Here is a 15412-nt window from a genome sequence, read left to right on the forward strand (position 1 = left end):
TGGATACCGCCCGAGCCAGCAAATTCCCGCTGCCGCTGTCGGCCACCGCTCACCAAATGTTCATGCAGGCGTCCAGTGCCGGCTTCGGCCGTGAGGACGATTCAGCGGTGATCAAGATTTTCCCGGGCATCGAATTGCCGACTGCCAAGCCCCAGTCCGTTTGAAGCCTGAGCCCGTTTGAGGAACACCCCATGACTACATCCACTGCACGCCCGCTGCTGGGCTGCATCGCCGACGACTTCACCGGTGCCACGGATCTGGCCAACATGCTGGTGCGCGGCGGAATGCGCACCGTGCAAAGCATCGGTATCCCGAGCGCGGAAATTGCCGCCGGGCTTGATGCCGATGCGATCGTCATTGCCCTGAAATCGCGTACCACGCCGGTCGCCGAAGCGGTCGAGCAGTCCCTCGCCGCGCTGGCCTGGCTGCGCGAGCAAGGTTGCGAGCAGATCTTTTTCAAATATTGCTCGACGTTCGACTCCACCGCGGCCGGCAATATCGGCCAGGTCAGCGAAGCGCTGCTGGCGGCACTGGGTAGCGACTTTACCCTGGCCTGCCCGGCGTTCCCGGAAAATGGCCGGACGATCTTTCGCGGCCACTTGTTTGTGCAGGATCAGTTGCTCAGTGAGTCGGGTATGCAACATCACCCGCTGACACCGATGAGTGATGCCAATCTGGTTCGGGTCCTGCAATCGCAGACTCGCCTGAATGTCGGTCTGTTGCGCTACGACACCATTGCCCGTGGCACAGAGCAGGTGAGGGCGCGCATCGCAGAGCTGAGGGCACAGGGTGTCGGCATGGTCATCGCTGATGCCTTGTCGGACAGCGATCTGTACACCCTCGGTACCGCCTGCGCCGATTTGCCGTTGTTGACGGGCGGTTCGGGACTGGCCTTGGGCTTGCCGGAAAACTTCCGTCGGGCCGGCAAGCTACGCGACCTCGATGCCGCGAAACTCCCGGCGGTGGCAGGCCTGGAAGTGGTGTTGGCCGGTAGTGCTTCGATCGCTACCAATGGACAGGTGGCTGCCTGGCTCGAAGCCGGTCGGCCGGCCCTGCGCATTGATCCGTTGGCCTTGGCGGCGGGTGAACCGGTGGTGGCGCAAGCCCTGGCCTTCGCTCGGGACAACGAACAAACCGTATTGATCTACGCCACCAGCTCGCCGGAAGAGGTCAAGTCGGTGCAACAGCAACTGGGTGTGGATCAAGCCGGCACGCTGGTGGAAAACGCCTTTGGCCAAATTGCACAGGGGCTGTGCCAGAGCGGTGTGCGCCGCTTCGTGATCGCCGGTGGAGAAACCTCGGGCGCTGTGGTTCAGGCGCTGGGCGTACAGCTGCTGCAGATCGGCGCACAGATCGATCCGGGTGTACCCGCGACCGTCAGCAGTACTGACGAACCTTTGGCGCTGGCACTCAAATCGGGCAACTTCGGTGGCCGGGATTTCTTCAGCAAAGCCTTGAACCAACTCGCCGGAGGTGTGCAGTGACTAACGAAAACGCCTTGCGCGAAGAAATCTGCGAGACAGGCCTTAGCCTTTATGAGCGCGGATACACTGTGGGCAGCGCCGGCAATATCAGCGCGCGTCTGGACGACGGCTGGTTGATCACCCCGACTGATGTCTGCCTCGGGCGCCTCGATCCGGCAACCATCGCCAAGGTCAACCTGGCTGGCGAATGGGTGTCCGGTGACAAGCCCTCAAAGACATTGGCGCTGCATCGCCAGGTCTATGACCGCAACCCAGGTGTCGGCGGCGTGGTGCATACCCACTCCACCCATCTGGTGGCGTTGACGCTGGCCGGTGTCTGGCAGGCGGCCGACATTCTGCCACCGCTGACACCGTATCAGGTCATGAAAGTCGGGCATATCCCGTTGATTGGCTACCAGCGACCCGGTTCGCCGAAGGTTGCCGAACAGGTCGCCCAGCTGGCCAACAGCGTTCGCGGCGTGATGCTCGAACGGCTGGGCCCGGTGGTCTGGGAGAGTTCGGTGTCCAGGGCCAGCTACGCCCTGGAAGAACTCGAGGAAACCGCGCGGCTCTGGCTGATGAGCAATCCCAAGCCTGAACCGCTCGATCAGGCGGCGCTGGACGAGCTGCGAGAGACTTTTGGTGCGCACTGGTAAGGCGTTGGCTTAACACGACCGATCGATAACGCAGGCCCTGACCGGGAGACGCGCAGCGACTCTCGATGGACTCGGCTTGCCAAAAAATACAATAACAAGAGGAAAACCAGGCATGACTCATCTTCATTGCGGCATGTTCAGATCCAGTGGCGGCACCGTTTCGTTCACCTGGCGTGGAGGGTATGTGAAATGAGCCCGTTAATCCTGCTGGTTACCGCGGGGCTCGGGATCGCTCTGTTGTTGTTCCTGGTGCTCAAATACAAGTTTCAGCCCTTCGTGGCCTTGATGCTGGTGAGCATTCTGGTGGCGCTAGTGGCCGGGGTGAAGCCCGCCGATCTGGTCGCCACCATCGAAGGCGGCATGGGTAAGACTCTGGGTCATATTGCGATCATCATTGCCCTTGGGGCGATGATCGGGCGGATCATCGAGCTCTCAGGCGGTGCCGAAGCGCTGGCCAAGACGCTGATTACCCGTTTCGGCAATCGACGTACGCCGCTGGCGTTGACGATTGCCGGCTTCATGGTCGGGGTGCCGGTGTTCTTCGAGGTCGGCGTGATCATCCTCATGCCGCTGGCCTATGGTGTTGCGCGCAGTGCGCGTAAGCCGCTGTTGGTATTCGCGTTGCCGATGTGCGCGGCGTTGTTGACCGTACACGCCTTTCTCCCGCCACACCCGGGCGCAGTGGCCGCGGCCAGTCAGTTGGGCGCGGATCTGGGTCGCGTGCTGATGTTCGGTCTGCCAATCACCGCGTTCCTTTGCTATGTCGGCTACCGCGTGGCCGGACGCATGACCCGTCGGGTGTATCCGATGACCGACGATATTCGTGCCGAGGTCTATGGTCCGCATGTCACCAACGAAGATCTGGCCGCCTGGTCCAATGGCAACGACAAGAGCGATGAGCGAGCGGCTGTGGCCGTGTCGCACATGGGCCTGGAAGAGGCCACCAGCAACATCGTTTCCAAGTTGCCGCCGGCACCCGCACCAGGGTTTGGCCTGATCGTCAGCCTGATCCTGCTACCCATCATTCTGATTTTGCTCGGGACTCTGTCCACCTCGTTGCTGCCGGCTGATTCGCTTCTGCGCGGCATCATGACCGTGCTCGGCGCGCCGCTGGTGGCCCTGCTGATCGACACCTTGCTGTGTGCCTGGTTGCTGGGCTCGCGTCGGGGCTGGAGCCGCACTCAGGTGTCGGACGTGATTGGTTCGGCGTTGCCCGGTGTGGCCATGGTGATCCTGATTGCCGGTGCCGGGGGGGTGTTTGGCAAGGTGCTGGTGGATACCGGAATCGGTGCCGTGGTCTCCGAAATGCTGCGCACAACCGGTCTGCCGGTGCTGGCGCTGGGCTTTCTGCTGACCCTGCTGTTGCGCGCGGTGCAGGGCTCGACCACGGTGGCGCTGGTGACCACTGCCGGCATCATCAGTCCACTGATTGCGACCCTCAATCTCACCCCGAACCACATGGCCTTGCTGTGTCTGGCCATGGGCGGTGGCGGGTTGGCCATGTCCCATATCAATGATGCCGGTTACTGGATCTTCACCAAGCTTTCCGGACTGAACGTGGCCGACGGCTTGCGCACCTGGACGGTATTGACCACTTTGCTCGGCACCTTGGGTTTCTGTATTACCCTGCTGATCTGGCCCTTTGTCTAACGAACTGTCGACCTGTAGGAGCACGGCTTGCCGGTGATGGCGTCCTTGAGATCGCCATCGTCGGAACGCCGCCCGGAGCAAGCTCAGCGCCTACGAAAGCCATCTATAGGAGTTACCATGCCTCGTTTTGCTGCCAACCTCAGCATGCTCTACCCGGAACATGCGTTTCTGGATCGCTTCGCCGCCGCGGCTGCCGATGGTTTCGAAGCGGTGGAGTATCTGTTTCCCTACGACTACAGCGCTGAAGAACTCAAGCAACGCTTGAGCGACAACGGCCTGGTGCAGGCGCTGTTCAACGCGCCGCCCGGTGACTGGACGGCGGGCGAGCGGGGCACGGTGTCGTTGCCGGGCCGGGAGAGTGAGTTTCGTAGCGGTTTTGATCGCGCCCTGGAATACGCAGAGGTACTGGGCAATTCACGGATCCATGTCATGGCCGGGCTGCTGCCCTCCGAAAGTGATCGGGCACGGCATCACGCCATTTACCTGGACAACCTCGCCTACGCCACCGCCCAAGCGGCCAAGGTCGGCGTCACGGTATTGCTCGAACCGATCAATACGCGGGACATGCCGGGCTTTTTCCTCAACCGGCAGGATCAGGCCCAGGCCATCTGCAAGGAAGTGGGCGCCAGTAACCTGAAGGTTCAGTTCGACTGCTACCACTGCCAAATCGTCGAGGGCGACCTGGCCACTAAACTGCGTCGGGACTTCGACGGTATCGGCCATATCCAGATCGCCGGCGTACCGGACCGACATGAACCGGACATGGGAGAAGTCAATTATCCCTACCTGTTCGAGCTGATCGATCAGTTGGGCTATAACGGCTGGGTCGGGTGCGAATACCGGCCGCGTGGCAACACTTCGGCCGGCTTGCAGTGGTTGCGCGACTGGAAATCGCGTTAAGCGCAGGAAAAACTGATCCATTGAATCGTTATTCGTTGCGCACCTTTTATGACGACCACTGAGGTCGCTGCATGACTTGTGATCCCACTCGACCATAAGCTGAGAGTTGCGCCGTAGTCGTCAGGTCTGTGGTAGTCACTCTGCCCGTGCTGCCCAACAACAGGTGCAAGCTCACCGTCAGGTTTGTCGACCGAGGCGACCGCTGTTGCCGGGCGGCCGCGAGGAGGCGAAAGGGCGTAGCTTTAGCAGAACCTCGCGGCTGACCTCGGTTGATTCCTAAAGATTTAAAACAGGGTGGTGCGCTAAAAATGCGCACGGGATTCGGTCGTCTTCGACCTGGGCTCGGACCCCTCGCAGTCACCCGCTTCAGTCCTGAGCCATTACTCCCATGACAACGCTGATCAGCTGTGAAGCCAAGCGTCGTCGGTCGGAAACTGGCACATACGCAACTTCATGCCACGAGCCTTCTTTGCCTTAATGCGGCCACTTACGCCTGACATCTCAGCTCGTCCGTTAGGCCTCATCACGGGTTTTCAATGATCCCAAAAGAATAATGACAAAAATATCAATATTGAAATATCTCTCAATATTGCATACCTTGATTCTGCCTGACGATGAGACCTGCGCGCCTCACGACATCAATCACAACAAGGGCTCGAGATGAACAACAACAAAAAAGTTTCCGAATTGCCTCCCGCCGCCGTCGACGTGCTGGTCGTCGGTAACGGTCCGGTAGGTGCGACAATCGCGGCGCTGCTCGGCCGCTACGGGGTTACGACCCTGGTGCTGGACAAGCTCCATGAAATCGTACTGATGCCTCGTGCCATTGCTCTGGACAACGAGGCTCTGCGCATCCTGCAACTCGCCGGATTGTCGGAGGACGCTTTCGAGAAGATCGTTATCCCTGAAGTGAAGATGCACTCTCCGGTCCTCGGGCAATTCGGTCGAGCCAATACTGAAGGGTGTATCGACGGCCATCCCAAGCTTGTGACCTTCTATCAACCCGACCTCGAGCGAGCGATGCGTGGCCAGGTTTCCCGACTGAAATCCGTGACCAGCCTGGGTGGTTTCGAACTGGAGAGTCTGGTCGAGGAAGCGGACTGCGTGGTCGCCACCGTACGGGATCAAAATGGGCACTCGCATTCTGTTCGCGCCCAGTACCTGATCGGTGCGGACGGCGCCAGTTCCAGGGTCAGGGCGCTGATCGGCCAGGAGTTCGAAGGCCAAACCTATGCAGAGGATTGGCTGATTGTCGATGCCAGGAACCGGCATCAGTCGGCCATTGATCACATTGAGTTTATCTGTAATCCGCAGCGGCCCACGCCGCACATGCCGGCCCCCGGTGGAAGGGAACGCTGGGAATTCATGCTACAACCCGGCGAATCCCGGGAGGAGCTGGAAAGCCCGGAAAGCATCGCGCGGCTCATTGCGCCATGGGTCAATCCGCAGGAACTGGAAATCGAGCGCAAGGCGGTGTATCGATTCCACGCGCGTTGCTGCAACCGATTCAGCAAGGGACGTACTTTCCTCGTCGGTGACGCCGCGCACATTACCCCTCCCTTCGTCGGGCAGGGTCTCGTAGCGGGCCTTCGTGATGGCGCCAACCTGGCCTGGAAGCTGGCCTGGGTTCTTCGTGGCCACGCCGCGCCCGCGATACTCGATACCTACGATGTAGAGCGTCGCCCGCATGCTCAGGCGATGATCGATCTGGCAAAACTCATGGGCCGTCTGGTCATGCCCAAGAACAAGATCGCGGCTTTCTTTATTCACGGCCTGATGCGCATGCTGGGGTTGACTCCCGCGACCAGAAGGTACTTCGAGCAGTTGGACATCAAGCCGAAGAACACCTTCAAGCACGGTCTGTTCGTGCCGCATCGTCGGGGCGACAAGCTGGTACGTGGCAGTCTGTTTCCCCAAGCCTGGATTCGCACCCTGCAAAAGCAGATCAAGCTGAGCGACGACGCCTTGGGAGACAACCTGACCCTGGTTGGATTCGGTGTTGACCCCTTGTCACTGCTCACCACTGAGCAGATCGTTTCCTGGGAAAAGATGGGCGGTCACTTCCTGGAGGTCAGACCCCGCGGTCAACGCTCCGGCGGCCGTTGTGACTTCATCGAAGACATGAACCATGACATCCTGCCGCTGGCCGCGAAAGGAACACTGGTCGCGGTTCGTCCTGACCGTATTATCATGCACCACGCTCCTGGCACAGAGGCAAGCAGACTCCTTCGAGACTGCCGGGGCTTGTTGATGAGTAATGACGCCACTCCTGACGGCGTTTCCAGTACCATCAACGAGCCGATTAGATTACGAGCTTAATCATGCATACCCCCACACCTCCTTTTGAAGCTGCTGCGCCAGAACCTCTTACCAGGGGGCACAAGAAGCGTGAACGCACCCGGCGCGGTCTGGTGGACGCAGCCTTGCGACTTGTCGCACGTAAGGAGGTGGGGGAGATCGCATTGCTCGAAGTCGCCGCCGAGGCGGCGGTATCCAACGGCACCATCTACAACTATTTCCGAACGCGCGACGAAGTACTCGAAGCGGTGGGCATTGCCATGGCCGCCGAGTTCTCTGACGCCATTTCCGTCCTGAGCACGGACGTACAGTGCGGAGCACAGCGGCTTTCGATTGGCGTACGCATGTTTGTGTGTCGGGCCGCCGCTGACCACCAATGGGCAAATGCATTGCTGCGCATCATCCATTTCGACCAGGCCATGCGCTCGCGTTTGGCGACTCATGTAATGAGCGATCTGCGTGAGGGGTTGCGCGCGGGGACTTTTGCTTATCAGGACGAGGGGATCGCCCTGGATTTGGTCGTATCGTGCACAACCGGAGCGATGCGCTCAGTTGTCGAGGGACGTGCAGTGGTTGAGCACGATGTGCGGGTCGCCGAAATGATTCTCCAGGCCCTGGGCGTAACGCCTGCCAAAGCCCGGAAAATCGCCGCAAAGCCACTACCTGCCTGATCTGAGTTCTTTCTTGATCGATCAGGCGTTATCAATCCATTGCCGATAACGTTTCGCCTGGCGTCGAGACTTCAGCTGGTTACTGATCAATGCCATGAACGGTGACATCCCAGGTCGTGTCCGCTTCCCTTGGCTCAGCAGGCCAAGCTGCTTCTTGATCAACGATGCGACAGCAAGTGACGCCAGCGCCTTGTTCTTCCAGCGGACGACGATGGGCTCCACTTCGGTGTCGTGACCTGCCATCCACTGGCTGGGCAGGGTCGGCTCGATGGCCAACGCCGTGGCAAGCCCGACCATCGACACCGAGCCGCTCACCACTCGCTCCGCGACTTCCTTTCTACGCACACCACCTGTGACCATCAGCGGCATGCGCGCGATTTCTCCTATCCTCTCCGCGAACTCGAGAAAATAGGCCTCTCGGGCCAGACTGCTGCCATCGCGAGTCTGCCCCTGCATTGCCGGGCTTTCGTAGCTGCCACCCGACAACTCGACCAGGTCGACCGCCTTGGCGTTGAGCATTTCCACCACGCGAGCCGCATCCTCGGCATCGAATCCGCCGCGCTGAAAGTCCGCGGAATTGAGCTTCACCGCGACGCAAAAGATCGGTGCCACGCGCTGACGTATGGCGTCGATGGTTTGCAGGAGAATTTGCGCACGATTTTCCAGGCTACCGCCCCAGCGGTCGTCACGCCGGTTGGTCAGGGGCGACAGGAATTGGCTGAACAGATAGCCATGTGCCGCATGAATCTCTACACCGGTGAATCCGGCACGCTCTGCCAGCACCGCCGCTTGGGTGTAGCGCTCAATCAGTTCCTCGATTTCCTGCTCATCCAAGGCTCTGGGCGGTACAAAAGCTTTAGATAACCCGGGGATATCGACCGCAACGGCGGAGGGGCCTCTTGCCGGCTGCCCCATTGAAGCCAGGAGCTGACGTCCGGGATGATTGATCTGCATCCAGGCCTGAGCCCCACGACTGCGGCAAGCTTCGGCCCAAAGCCGGAAATTCACCAGATTCCGATCATCCTCAAGCACCACACCCGCGGGGCCGGTCAAGGCGTGGCGATCAACCATGACGTTGCCCGTGATGATCAAGCCAGCACCGCCTTCCGCCCACCCCCGATAAAGCCTGGCCAGCGCTTCTCCTGGAACGTGATTTTCATTGGCAAGGTTTTCCTCCATGGCGGCCTTGGCGATTCGATTGGGAATCACTACACCATTGGGCAATCGAAGCGGTTCGAAGAGCTTGGAGCCGGTCATGTTCTGTCCTTCAGTTAACGAAAAGTTGGCGGTCCTCATTCAAAGGGAAATGCCTCTGGAGAAACGTCATCCTCTGGCTGCGTCGGTCTACCTGGGGCTGGGGAATACCCCGATAGATGGCTTTGAATGGACCATTCAGCGACTGCGCCAGCTCACATAAATATGAACACGCGTGTTCAATTGAGTCAATGCGTAGGTATCGGAAACGTGCCGGATGGCCTCGTGGATCCTTTATTAAATATGCTAAATAAAGGGTTTTTGTGGTTTTTGTTCGAAAAAAATTGCTTTTCATTCCAAAAACTAGATTGACGCCAATCGAACACACGTGTTCAATTGGCGTATAGGGCAATTCTGGAGAGAGACCGTGGAACTTCTGAATCCAACACAGCGCCGCATTCACCAGGCCGCTTTTCGCCTGTTCGCGGAAAAGGGCACCTCGCAAGTGAACATCCTCGACCTTGCGCAAGAGGCAGGGGTGGCCCGCGGCACGGTTTATAGCAACATCGAGAGCATGGATGGACTGTTCGAGGCGGTCGCCAGCCATCTCGCGAGAGAGATGCATGAGCGGGTCAACAAGAGCTTCAACTCCCTCTCCGATCCCGCTCAGCGCCTGGCCAATGGCATCCGGTTCTTCATCCGTCGGGCTCACGAAGACTCCCACTGGGGGGCATTCATCCATAAGTTCGCCATGAGCAACGCTTCGCTGCGTGAAATGTTTTCCAGCCAGGCGACGACGGATCTTCTGAGTGGACTTTCCACCGGTCGGTACACGTTTGCGCAAGAGCAATTGCTCTCGGTCCTGACGCTGATATCGAGCAGCGTCCTCGGGTCCATTTTCCTGGTTCTGGAAGGGCACAGAACGTGGCGCGAATCGGGATCTGATACGGCCGAACTCGTATTGCGGGCCTTGGGTGTGCCTCTTGAGGAGGCGAAAGCGCTGGCGACCGTAGAGTTGCCGGCACTTCCTCCGATCGACTAAGCGCGATAACCGACACCACGAAAAACCCCTGGCATTTTCAGGGGTTCGGGGATCGCTTTGCCCGAAAAAACTGGAAAACAAGAACAATGAACAGCAAAAATGAAATGCCCCGATTGGCGACGCCACAACCTGCCCGACATCCGCAACCGAGGGTGAAGGCCCAAGGTCTGACTCACCTGATTTTTCAAAGGCCGGACTTGAATGAGGCGGCGCGTTTCCTGACCGACTTCGGCCTGACCGTCAGTCATCAGAATGCCGATACGCTGTACCTGCGCGGCACTGAGCCAACCGCCTACTGTTATCGCGTGCACCGTTCAGAAAAGGCAGGCTTTGTCGGTTTCGGCCTGGCAGTCCAATCGCTCAAGGATCTGGAAAAGCTGACGCAAATTCCAGGTGCATCCTCGGTCGAGGCCTCGATGCATCCTGGCGGCGGGCACTACGTCAGACTGACCGATCCTTCCGGCTTTATCGTCGAAGCCGTTTACGACCAGACGCCTGGTAAAAGCCTGGAACACAGGGCTCCACTGCCTTGGAATCTGGCGCAAGAGCAATCGCGAATCAACGCCACGCAGCGCACACCGATTGCACCGCCTGAAGTCATCAAACTGGGTCACATCGTCATTGAAGTGGCCGATTATCAGGCAACCTGTGCCTGGTACACCCGGCATTTCGGGTTTATTCCCAGCGATGTGCAGGTACTCCCCGACGGCACCCCCATCGTCGCTTTCATGCGTCTTGATCTCGGTGACAGGCCTGCGGATCACCATACGCTGGCGATCGCCCAAGGGTTCATGCCGACCTACAGCCATAGCGCCTATGAAGTCGTCGACGCCGACGCGGTGGGTATGGGGCAGCGGGTTCTGCGAGAGCGGGGTTGGGAGCACTCATGGGGAATCGGCCGGCACATCCTGGGCAGTCAGATCTTCGATTACTGGCAAGACCCCTGGGGTGACAAGCACGAGCACTACTGCGACGGGGATATTTTTACCGCCATGCAACCTACGGGCATCCATCCCGTGAGTCCTGAGGCAATGGCGCAGTGGGGGCAGCGCATGCCCAAGAGTTTTACCAAACCCAGGATGAGCTTCAGCAACGTGCGAGCGCTGGTTCGCAACCTGCGACGCAGCCCGGACTTGACGATTCGCAAGTTGATCACGCTGATGCGGATGTTCGGGTAGAGCGGCCGCCATGTCGGGCAACGCTACAGGGTATGGCCGGCGAGACGTGCTCAAAGCCGGTGCCTTGATCGCCGGCGGCTCGTTGATCTACAGCATCGCCAGCCCACCCTCAGAACAACACCCCAGTTCTCGCGCCATCGAGCGTGGGACAAACGCTGCTCCAGGAGTACCTTCAATGTCTGCTGTACATGTAGTCCGTTTTGAGTTTGAGAACGGTATCCACTGGGGCGTGCTACGCCAAGACCGTATCACGATTGTCCCAGGTACCTTTGAGACCACGGGTGACTTCATCAGCCACAACAGTATCGATGACCTCGCTCAACTGAATGGTACTCAGTTGGAGGCGCACAAAGTGAAACTGCTGTCGCCGGTGACCCGCAATCAACAGTTCGTCTGCCAGGGGGCCAACTATCGACAGCACATGATCGAGTCGGGTATGGACCCGGATGCGAAGAAATACAACATGATGTTCACCAAGGCGACCAGCTGCCTGGTGGCCGCAGACAGCGTCCTGATCAAGCCGCGCAGCGTCCGATTCCTTGACTATGAGATCGAGCTCGGGCTGGTGATGAAACGCGTCATCAGCGGCGCAGTGACCGTCAACGATGCCAATCTGCATGAGTTCATTGCTGGCGTGATCATTGTCAATGACTACTCGGCACGCGACATTCAGATCCCGCAGATGCAGTTCTACAAGGGCAAGAGCTTCCGTACTTTTGGCCCGGTCGGCCCCTACCTCTGCCTGCTGGATGCCCAGGACATGCATTACCTGAAAGCATTGCAGTTGCGCCTGACGGTCAATGGCGAGGTGCGACAAAGCGACAGCACGGCCAACCTGGTGTATGGCCCCGCTGAAACCCTGACCGAACTCTCCTCCGTTCAAGATCTCGCCCCCGGCGACCTGATCGCCACCGGTACGCCGGCGGGATGCGCGCTGACCATCCCTTCGCCCGCCAAACAGCGCATTGCAGCGCTGATGCCAGAAGCCACCAAGTGGAAGCTTTTCCTCAAAGCGCAGGAAGGGCGGACGCAGTATCTCAAGGCAGGAGACGTCGTCGAAGCGCGCATTCGCAGTGTGGATGGTGTGATTGACCTGGGTGTGCAACGCAACCGAGTCGTAGAGGAGGCCTGACGATGATGGTGCGATCTCTGAACGACATTGAAAGTATCGAGCAGGTTCCGTTGTCGGAGCGTGGCTTGGCTTCCAGCACCTATGAAGCACTGGCGCGTACAGCCGGGCTTTCTCCCAATGCACCCGCACTGAGTTTCTTCGCCGACGCTACCAGCTTCAGGAACACCCACCACTGGAGCTATGCCGAACTCGTCGAAGATATCACTCGCGCGGCGAATGCCTTCCACGACCTGGGCATTACCCCAGGGGAAGTGCTGGCCTTCATCCTGCCCAACCTGCCGGAAACCCACTTCACTATCTGGGGGGGTGAAGCGGCCGGTGTCGTCATGGCGATCAATCCGCTGCAGGAGGCCAAACAGATGGCGGCCTTGCTACGGGCCGCCAAGGCCAGCGTGGTGGTAACGCTCGCACCGACGCCGGGCAGCGACTTGTGGCCCAAGCTGGCCTCGCAGCTGGATCAACTTCCCGAGATCAAGCACGTCGTTTGGGTTGGTATGGGCCCCTATGTTGACGTCGCCCAGCGTGAATCCCTCGCATCCCTGGCAGAGAAAGAACGTGAGTTGCACAGGGGGACCACGATTCATGAATTACGAACGTTGATGGATGCTCAGCCAGGCACGCATCTGAAGAGTGCTCGGCTGTTCCGCCCTGAGGATCGTTCCTCTTACTTCTGCACCGGCGGTACCACCGGGCTGCCCAAGATTGCGATGCGAACCCATGGGGCGGAGGTCTTCAACGCGTGGGCCATGGCCACGCACATGCAACCCCATGGGGGTGGCCAGGTCATTTTTTGCGGGTTGCCGCTGTTCCATGTAAATGCTCAGCTGGTGACAGGCCTGATGCCTTGGACCCAGGGTGATCATGTCATCCTCGGCACGCCGCAGGGCTACCGCGGTGAGGGTGTGATCCCACGCTTCTGGGAGATGGTCGAGCACTTCGGCATCAACTTCTTCTCCGGCGTTCCAACCGTCTATTCCGCACTGTTGCAAAACGAGCTGGAAGGCCGTGACCTGTCCAGCCTGCGTTATGCCATGTGTGGTGCCGCACCGATGCCGGTCGAACTTTTCCGGGAGTTTGAAGGCCGGACCGGGGTAAAGATCCTCGAAGGCTATGGACTCACGGAAGGCGCGTGCGTCTCCTCGGTCAATCCGCCCCATGGCGAGCGCTACATCGGCTCCATCGGTATACGGATTGCCTACCAGGACATGCGTGCAGTCATGCTCGATGACGCTGGAGAGTATCTGCGCGATGCCGACATCGACGAAATTGGCCTGATCACCATCACGGGGCCGAACCTGTTCGAGGGTTATGTTGAAGAAAGCCATAACCGGGGCCTGTGGATCGACATCAATGGTCAGCGCTGGCTGAACACGGGCGATCTGGGGCGCCAGGATGAAAATGGCTACTTCTGGTTAACCGGGCGCAAAAAGGAACTGATCATCCGCGGCGGCCACAATATCGATCCCAAGCAAATCGAGGAGGCTTTGCAGGCCCACCCAGCAGTGGCGTTGGCGGCTGCCATCGGCAGCCCGGACGCCTATTCGGGTGAAGTGCCGGTCGCCTACGTGCAACTGCGGCCAGGCCACACCTGCAACGTTGAAGAACTTGAGCAGTTTACTCAACACCACATCAGTGAGCGGGCGGCCATCCCCAAGCGGATTGAAATTCTCGAAGCACTGCCGTTGACGGCGGTGGGCAAAATCTTCAAGCCCGCGTTGCAGCAGCGCGAAGTTGCCAGGGTTGTCCGGCAGGATGTGGATCGCATGTGCCTGAAGGACATTGCGGTCGAGGTGATTCAGCATGAACAACGCGGGTTAGTCGCGTGCATCCGGGCCGGGCGAGATCAAGAGTCCCTGGCCCTTCTTCTAGGTCGCTATAGCTTTCAGGTGGAGTGGCTTGAATGATCCTGACTTTGTCTTCGTAAATTCGGCACTCCGACCCTGGTGCTAATCAGCCAGGGCCTTTTTCACAACTTCGATCAACGCCAACCGGCACTGCCAAGTGCACCGGAAGGCGAAGCTTTGCCTGCGCACCAATCAATAAAAACAATACGAGGTGGGAAATGAAACTGAGCAACCGTGCAACCCCGTGTCTCTGCGCTGTGCGAGAAATGTCTTCCTGGATCAAGTTCACAGGTGCCGCGGCAATACTCGGCGTTTCAACAAGCGCGAGCGCCAATGGCATTGCCTTGAACGAGCAAAGTGCAAGCAGTGCGGGTACGGCTTATGCGGGGAGGTCGTCTTCTGCGCTGGACGCCAGCACCATCTTTGGAAACCCTGCAGGTTTGACCAAATTGAAACGTACCGAGATTTCCGGCGGAGCCGCGGTCGTTTCGGTGAGCGATGACATCAGTGATGCACAGAGCAGTGCCTCGGGAACGAATAAAGGGGACTCGGTCCCTTTGGGGGTTGTGCCCTTCGCCTATATGTCGACGCCACTTGATGATCGTTTCTCGATTGGCCTGGGTCTTTATGCTCCGAGTGGTCTGATCAATGATTACGAGAGCAGTTTTCAGGGCCGTTACCATGGCTCCTATAGCACGACCAAGGAAGTAACCCTGCAGCCCACCATTGCCTATCGGATCAATGACTACCTGTCCATTGGTGGCGGACCGACCATAAACCACTTCAGTGCAAAGCTTCAGAACTACCTGGCCACCGGCGCCCTGAACAACGGCGAGGACACACTGGTCACCATCAAGGGCGATGACACCGCACTTGGCTACAACGTCGGCATCCTGGTTGACTTTACCGAGGCCACCCGTTGGGGGATCAACTATCACTCGAAGGTGGACTATGAACTTGAAGGGCATACCGAGGTTTCCGGCTCCCCGAGCGTTATCCCGCTGGACGGAAAGTATGACAACAAGATAGACATCACGATGCCCGAATCTGTGGACACCTCCATCACCCATCATTTCAACAGTCGCTGGACGGGATACCTGGGGACCACCTGGAAACGCTGGAGCCGGATCAAGAAGGTCGAGGCAGTCAACAGTGGGCTTTCCCCCTTGGGCCAGGCAGCTGGCCTGGGAAGTGTGACCGAAGAAATGAACTGGCATGACACTTGGGCCACCGCCGTTGGCGCATCCTGGCAATTGAACCAACAATGGCTGCTGCGTGCAGGCTACGCCTATGATCCGTCGCCAATCAGCAATGCCGATCGTAGCGTGCGCGTTCCGGTCGGGAATCGCCAAGCCGTGACCCTGGGTGGTGCTTATTCGCCGAA

The 15412-nt window shown here is 59.0% G+C and carries 12 protein-coding genes and 2 pseudogenes; 13 read left to right on the forward strand and 1 reads right to left on the reverse strand.

What is annotated here, in order from left to right; translation table 11 throughout:
• The 8 genes and pseudogenes from PMI31_RS30680 to PMI31_RS03520 form a co-directional block, all read left to right on the forward strand.
• Nucleotides 1–164, forward strand: a pseudogene (locus tag PMI31_RS30680) (NAD(P)-dependent oxidoreductase); the annotation flags it as partial.
• 27 nt (nucleotides 165–191) lie between these two features.
• On the forward strand, nucleotides 192–1484 hold the full coding sequence (otnK, locus tag PMI31_RS03495) for a 3-oxo-tetronate kinase (protein ID WP_008016268.1): 1293 nt from the start codon (nucleotides 192–194) through the stop codon (nucleotides 1482–1484).
• Nucleotides 1481–2119, forward strand: coding sequence for a 3-oxo-tetronate 4-phosphate decarboxylase (otnC, locus tag PMI31_RS03500; protein ID WP_008016269.1), 639 nt, complete (start codon nucleotides 1481–1483; stop codon nucleotides 2117–2119). The genes otnK and otnC overlap by 4 nt, the downstream gene beginning before the upstream one ends.
• Nucleotides 2120–2308: 189 nt before the next feature.
• On the forward strand, nucleotides 2309–3769 hold the full coding sequence (locus PMI31_RS03505; RefSeq protein ID WP_008016270.1) for a GntP family transporter: 1461 nt from the start codon (nucleotides 2309–2311) through the stop codon (nucleotides 3767–3769).
• A 117-nt stretch (nucleotides 3770–3886) separates the two neighbouring features.
• Nucleotides 3887–4669, forward strand: a complete 783-nt coding sequence (gene otnI, locus PMI31_RS03510) for a 2-oxo-tetronate isomerase (protein WP_008016271.1) — start codon at nucleotides 3887–3889, stop codon at nucleotides 4667–4669.
• Nucleotides 4670–4772: 103 nt separating this feature from the next.
• A pseudogene (locus tag PMI31_RS30685) lies at nucleotides 4773–4886 on the forward strand (IS30 family transposase); the annotation flags it as partial.
• Between the two features lie 443 nt (nucleotides 4887–5329).
• The gene (gene mhpA, locus PMI31_RS03515) at nucleotides 5330–6988 is read left to right on the forward strand and encodes a bifunctional 3-(3-hydroxy-phenyl)propionate/3-hydroxycinnamic acid hydroxylase MhpA (protein ID WP_008016273.1); all 1659 of its coding nucleotides are present in this window, start codon (nucleotides 5330–5332) and stop codon (nucleotides 6986–6988) included.
• Nucleotides 6989–6990: 2 nt separating this feature from the next.
• Nucleotides 6991–7638, forward strand: coding sequence for a TetR/AcrR family transcriptional regulator (locus PMI31_RS03520; RefSeq protein ID WP_008016275.1), 648 nt, complete (start codon nucleotides 6991–6993; stop codon nucleotides 7636–7638).
• 21 nt (nucleotides 7639–7659) lie between these two features.
• On the opposite strand, the gene PMI31_RS03525 is transcribed toward PMI31_RS03520, so the two are convergent.
• Nucleotides 7660–8895, reverse strand: a complete 1236-nt coding sequence (locus PMI31_RS03525; RefSeq protein WP_008016276.1) for an NADH:flavin oxidoreductase/NADH oxidase family protein — start codon at nucleotides 8893–8895, stop codon at nucleotides 7660–7662.
• A 364-nt stretch (nucleotides 8896–9259) separates the two neighbouring features.
• Here PMI31_RS03525 and PMI31_RS03530 point away from each other — a divergent pair, with 364 nt between their 5' ends.
• The 5 genes from PMI31_RS03530 to PMI31_RS03550 all read left to right on the forward strand — a co-directional run.
• Nucleotides 9260–9874: a TetR/AcrR family transcriptional regulator gene (locus PMI31_RS03530; RefSeq protein ID WP_008016277.1), complete on the forward strand. Its 615-nt coding sequence runs from the start codon at nucleotides 9260–9262 to the stop codon at nucleotides 9872–9874.
• Nucleotides 9875–9960: 86 nt separating this feature from the next.
• On the forward strand, nucleotides 9961–11052 hold the full coding sequence (locus PMI31_RS03535; RefSeq protein WP_008016278.1) for a VOC family protein: 1092 nt from the start codon (nucleotides 9961–9963) through the stop codon (nucleotides 11050–11052).
• A 175-nt stretch (nucleotides 11053–11227) separates the two neighbouring features.
• Nucleotides 11228–12184 (forward strand): fumarylacetoacetate hydrolase family protein, encoded by a 957-nt coding sequence (locus PMI31_RS03540; RefSeq protein ID WP_008016279.1) that lies wholly within the window; start codon nucleotides 11228–11230, stop codon nucleotides 12182–12184.
• Between the two features lie 2 nt (nucleotides 12185–12186).
• Complete coding sequence (locus tag PMI31_RS03545) at nucleotides 12187–14088, forward strand: acyl-CoA synthetase (RefSeq protein WP_008016280.1); 1902 nt, start codon at nucleotides 12187–12189, stop codon at nucleotides 14086–14088.
• A gap of 158 nt (nucleotides 14089–14246) precedes the next feature.
• A partial coding sequence (locus tag PMI31_RS03550) for an OmpP1/FadL family transporter (RefSeq protein ID WP_008016281.1) occupies nucleotides 14247–15412 on the forward strand: 1166 nt, incomplete at its 3' end.

The sequence above is a fragment of the Pseudomonas sp. GM55 genome, assembly GCF_000282395.1.
Lineage (GTDB): Bacteria > Pseudomonadota > Gammaproteobacteria > Pseudomonadales > Pseudomonadaceae > Aquipseudomonas > Aquipseudomonas fluorescens_CC.

Bases quoted from the DNA above. Each gene is read 5' to 3' on its own strand.
- PMI31_RS03505 (WP_008016270.1), top strand. From the start codon at position 2,309: ATGAGCCCGTTAATCCTGCTGGTTACCGCGGGGCTCGGGATCGCTCTG.
- otnI (WP_008016271.1), top strand. From the start codon at position 3,887: ATGCCTCGTTTTGCTGCCAACCTCAGCATGCTCTACCCGGAACATGCG.
- mhpA (WP_008016273.1), top strand. From the start codon at position 5,330: ATGAACAACAACAAAAAAGTTTCCGAATTGCCTCCCGCCGCCGTCGAC.
- PMI31_RS03540 (WP_008016279.1), top strand. From the start codon at position 11,228: ATGTCTGCTGTACATGTAGTCCGTTTTGAGTTTGAGAACGGTATCCAC.
- PMI31_RS03525 (WP_008016276.1), bottom strand. From the start codon at position 8,895: ATGACCGGCTCCAAGCTCTTCGAACCGCTTCGATTGCCCAATGGTGTA.
- otnK (WP_008016268.1), top strand. From the start codon at position 192: ATGACTACATCCACTGCACGCCCGCTGCTGGGCTGCATCGCCGACGAC.
- PMI31_RS03545 (WP_008016280.1), top strand. From the start codon at position 12,187: ATGATGGTGCGATCTCTGAACGACATTGAAAGTATCGAGCAGGTTCCG.
- PMI31_RS03520 (WP_008016275.1), top strand. From the start codon at position 6,991: ATGCATACCCCCACACCTCCTTTTGAAGCTGCTGCGCCAGAACCTCTT.
- PMI31_RS03535 (WP_008016278.1), top strand. From the start codon at position 9,961: ATGAACAGCAAAAATGAAATGCCCCGATTGGCGACGCCACAACCTGCC.